Here is a 4,592-nt window from a genome sequence, read left to right as displayed (position 1 = left end):
AGCGCCAATGGTACTATGGCTCAAGCCCTGGGAGAGTAGGTCGCTGCCAGGCCTGCAAAGGACAAATCATCCTCACAACATACGATCTCAGCCAAACACACAAACGCCGCGACCCCAAAAAGGGCGCGGCGTTTTGGCGTTCAATAACCAAAATCACAGACAGCAGAGCCGCACACCAAACGCCGCGCCAACAAGCGCGGCAGGCGGGCGGCGACAGGCGTTATGCGTTGACCGGCGGAATCCGGCTTGCCGACACCGCGTCGATCGCGCAGGCGTTTCCGCCGCCAGGACTGACACCCGATCAATCCTCATCCTCCGACAGTAACGCCGCATTGCCGCCCGCCGCCGCGGTGTTGATGCTCACCGTCTGCTCGAGCGCAAAACGCGGCAGATAATGCGGCCCGCCGGCCTTCGGCCCGGTGCCGGACAGCCCGGATCCGCCGAACGGCTGCACGCCGACCACCGCGCCGATCATGTTGCGGTTGACGTAGACGTTGCCGACCGGAAGCCGCGCGACGGCGCGCTCGATCGTGGCATCGACGCGGGAATGAATTCCGAGCGTCAGCCCATAGCCGCTGCGGGCGATGGCGCCCAGCACGTCGTCGAAGCGATCGGCCTGGTAACGCACCACATGCAGGATCGGTCCGAACACTTCTTCGCCGAGCTGATCGGCGCGCGCCAGTTCGAACAGATGCGGCGCGACATAGCCCGGCCCGGGCACGGTCCCCGCATAATGCACCTGCGCGTCGCGCGTCATTCGCGCGATATGCGCTTCGAGCCGCGCTGCGGCGTCGCGATCGATCACCGGGCCGATCTGGGTGGCCGGATCGCGCGGATCGCCGACGCTCAATTCCCGCGCGGCGCCCGCGATGATCTCGATCATGCGATCGGCGACGTCGCTCTGCACAAACAACAGCCGCAGCGCCGAACAGCGCTGCCCGGCGGAGCGAAATGCGGAAGTAACGACGTCGTCGGCGACCTGCTCCGGCAGCGCGGTGGCGTCGACGATCATCGCGTTGATGCCCCCGGTCTCGGCGATCAGCGGCACGATCGGGCCGTCTTTGGCGGCGAGCGCGCGGTTGATCGCGCGCGCCACCTCGCCCGAGCCGGTGAACACCACGCCGTCGATCTCGGCATGCGCCACGAGCGCCGCGCCGATGTCGCCGTCGCCGGGCAACAATTGCAGCGCTGCTTTCGCGACGCCGGCCTCGTGCAACAGCCTCACGGCGAGCGCCGCGATCAGCGGCGTCTGTTCGGCCGGCTTGGCAATCACGGCGTTGCCGGCCATCAAAGCGGCGCTCACTTGGCCCACAAAAATCGCCAGCGGAAAATTCCACGGTGAGATCGCCGCGAACACGCCGCGGCCGCGCAACGTCAAAACGTTGCTCTCGCCGGTCGGCCCCGGCATCGCTTGGCCGGCGCCGAACAGCCGGCGGCCTTCGGCTGCATAGTAACGACAGAAATCGATCGCCTCACGCACTTCCGAAACACAATCATCCAGCGTCTTGCCGGCCTCGCGCTGCAGCAGCGCGATGATTTTCGCGCGCTGCTGTTCGAGCAGCGTGGCCGCGCGCTCCAGCGCCGCCGCGCGGGCCTCCGCCGGCGTGCGGCTCCAAGTCACGAAGCCGCGGCGCGCCGCGGCGATTGCCTGCGCGATCTGGTCGGGCGTCGCCTCCAGCACCTCGCCGACGACACTGGTCGAATCGATTGGACTGATGACCGGCCGCGCGCTGCCGCGCAGCGCCACGCCGTCGATCAATGGCGCGGCGGTGAACGAGGCGGTCGGCGCCGCGATCTCGGCCAGCAAAGCGTCGAGCGCGGCGCGGTCGCCGAATTCGAAGCCTTGCGAGTTGAGCCGCGGCCGATAGAGGTCTCGCGGCAGCGCAATCTTCGGATGCCGCGCTTGCGATGGATCGCCGATGCTGTCGGCGGGCCGCCGCAACAGCGTGGCGACCGGCACCTTGTCGTCGCCGGCCTGCGCCACGAAGGACGAATTGGCGCCGTTTTCCAGCAGCCGCCGCACCAGATAGGCCAGCAGATCGCGATGGCCGCCGACCGGGGCATAGATCCGGCACGGCAGCGCCGGGTGATCCTTGGCGAGTTGCGCATAGAGCGCTTCGCCCATGCCGTGCAGCCGCTGCAATTCGAAGCCGTCGGCGTCCCCGGCGATCTCCAGAATGCTCGCTACCGTGAGCGCGTTGTGGCTGGCGAATTGCGGATAGATCCGCGGCCGCAGGCTGAGTAGTTTCTGCGCGCAGGTGAGGTAGTTGAGGTCGGTCATCGCCTTGCGGGTGAACACCGGATAGTCGGCGAGCCCGCGCTCCTGCGCGCGCTTGATCTCGCTGTCCCAATAGGCGCCCTTGACCAGCCGCAGCATCACTTGGCGGTCGAGCCGGCGCGCCAATTCGCCGACGTGTTCGATCACCGCCAGCGCGCGCTTCTGATAGGCCTGCACCGCAAGGCCAAAGCCGTCCCAGCCGGCGAGCGCCGGATCGCGCAGCACCGCGGCGAACACCTCGAGCGACAATTCCAGCCGGTCGGCCTCCTCGGCGTCGAGCGTGAAATTGAGCTGATGCGCTTTGGCCTGCCGCGCCAGCTCGATCAGGCGCGGCACCAGCTCGGCGATCACCCGGTCGCGGCCGAGCGGCTCGAATCGCGGATGCAGCGCCGAGAGTTTCACCGAGATGCCGGGACGCGCCGGCAGTTGCGCGGTGCCGGCGCTGCGGCCGATGGCGTCGATCGCTTTGGCATAGGATGCGAGGTAGCGCTCGGCGTCGGCCTGGGTGCGGGCGCCTTCGCCCAGCATGTCGAACGAGTAACGGCCGCCCTGCGCCGCGGCGCGCTGCAGCGCCGCCTCGATGGTCTCGCCGAGCACGAAATGATTGCCCATCAGCCGCATCGCGGCGCGGGTCGCGGCGCGCACCGCCGGCGCGCCGATCCGTTTGCTCAAGGTCGCGAGAATGCCCTGCGGGGTGTCGGAGGCCTGCACCACCCGCGCCGAGATTCCCAGCGCCCAGGCCGAGGCATTGACCAACAGCGCCTGCGACTGCGTTGCGTGGTGTTCGAAATCGCCCTGGCCGAGCTTGTCCTCGATGAACTGATCGGCGGTCCGCGCATCCGGCACCCGCAGCAGCGCTTCCGCCAGCACCATCAGCGCCACGCCTTCCCGGGTGGAGAGCGCGAATTCGCGCAGCATCTCCTCGACGCCGCCAAGCCGGTCGTGATCGGCGCGGATCGCCGCGATCAGCCGCGTCGCGGTGGCGTCGATCCGCGCCTCGCGCTGCGGCGGCAGCGGCGCTGCGGCCAACAGCGCGGCGGCGAGCGCGCCGTCGTCGGCGGCGTAAGGCGCGGTGAAGACGGGAAGGGCAGACTGGTCCAGCATCCGAAGGCTCCCCCATGCTTCCTCAAGACATGGCGATGCGGGCGTCGGTTGCAAAGGCCGCCGCCGATCGGCGGCGCAATCGGCTGTGGACCGCGATATTGGCAGGTGGAGGCGGGAAGGCTAGGTTCGCGCCAAGCCGGGGGACTTGCTGCATGACGTCGACCGATCGAATCCATTCGCCTGTTCGCCGCGCCGTCGTCGCCATGAGCTTTGGCCTGGCCGCGCTGGGCGCGGCGGCCTCGGCCGGGGCCGCCGAGGTCAGCCCGGCGATCGCCCAGCTCTATACGTCGGTGTCGATCTTCCCGCCGTCGGGCAACGCGATGACGGTGTGCTACGGCTTCGTCTGCCGGCGCCGGCAGGCGTTGGAATTCGGCCCCGGCGATCGCCGGGCGCTCAGCCAGATCCTCGGCAGCGGTCGCGGCTCGGCGGCGGCGGAGCGTGCCGCGGTGCAGAAGGCGGTGGTGTGGTTCGATCGCCGGGTCGGCCCCGTGCTCGGCACCGACAAGCGGGTGGCGCGCGCCGATTTCCGCTCCGGCGCCGACAAGTCGAACTTCGATTGCTGGGACACCACCCGCAACACCACCAGCCTGCTGTTATTGCTGCAAGGCTGGGGCCTGTTGAAATATCACACGGTCGGCGATCCGCATTATCGCGGCAACGTGCTGGTGCTGCAGACGCCGCACAACACCGCGGTGCTGCTGGAGCGCGCGACGGGTGTCGAATGGGTGGTCGACATGTGGACCCGCGGCTATGCGCAGGCGCCCGAGGTGATGCCGGTCGGGCAATGGGTCAAGCAGGACTGAGGCCTGCGGCGGACGAACCGGCCGCATACAAAAAAACGATGGCCATTCTTGAAACGAGGGCCATCGCAAAATTCAGCATGATCTTTTTAAAGGACGCACCCTCGGATCATCTCCGAGGGCATGCCTAAACAACGTCGCCGATCAAACCTTGAGGTTTTCCGCCGAAGTCTTGCCGCGATTGGCGACTTCTTCGAATTCAACCGTCTGACCTTCATTGAGCGTCGAAAGGCCTGCCTTCTCAACCGCCGAAATATGGACAAACACGTCCTTGCCGCCATTGCTGGGCTGGATGAAACCGAAGCCCTTGGTGGCGTTGAACCACTTCACAGTACCTTTAGCCATGTAGAGAGTCTCCGCAGGATTTAAAAACGTAACGAACGGTCGGCCCCGCACACCGGCTTGTTCTA

At 67.3% G+C, this 4,592-nt stretch carries 3 protein-coding genes; 1 reads left to right on the top strand and 2 read right to left on the bottom strand.

The annotated features are described in order from the left end of the window. Positions 1–301: 301 nt before the first annotated feature. Positions 302–3,382, bottom strand: coding sequence for a bifunctional proline dehydrogenase/L-glutamate gamma-semialdehyde dehydrogenase PutA (gene putA / locus VGC77_RS17885; RefSeq protein ID WP_331172915.1), 3,081 nt, complete (start codon positions 3,380–3,382; stop codon positions 302–304). A 152-nt stretch (positions 3,383–3,534) separates the two neighbouring features. Between putA and VGC77_RS17880 the strand changes: the two genes are divergently transcribed. Beyond that, positions 3,535–4,185, top strand: a complete 651-nt coding sequence (locus VGC77_RS17880) for a hypothetical protein (RefSeq protein WP_414709694.1) — start codon at positions 3,535–3,537, stop codon at positions 4,183–4,185. A 141-nt stretch (positions 4,186–4,326) separates the two neighbouring features. On the opposite strand, the gene VGC77_RS17875 is transcribed toward VGC77_RS17880, so the two are convergent. After that, positions 4,327–4,527 (bottom strand): cold-shock protein, encoded by a 201-nt coding sequence (locus tag VGC77_RS17875; RefSeq protein WP_011474677.1) that lies wholly within the window; start codon positions 4,525–4,527, stop codon positions 4,327–4,329. Between the last annotated feature and the right edge of the window lie 65 nt (positions 4,528–4,592).

Source organism: Rhodopseudomonas sp. (genome assembly GCF_036404135.1).
Lineage (GTDB): Bacteria > Pseudomonadota > Alphaproteobacteria > Rhizobiales > Xanthobacteraceae > Rhodopseudomonas_A.
The sequence above is the reverse complement of the archived record's forward strand: the minus strand, read 5'-3'. Positions and strand labels throughout refer to the sequence as shown.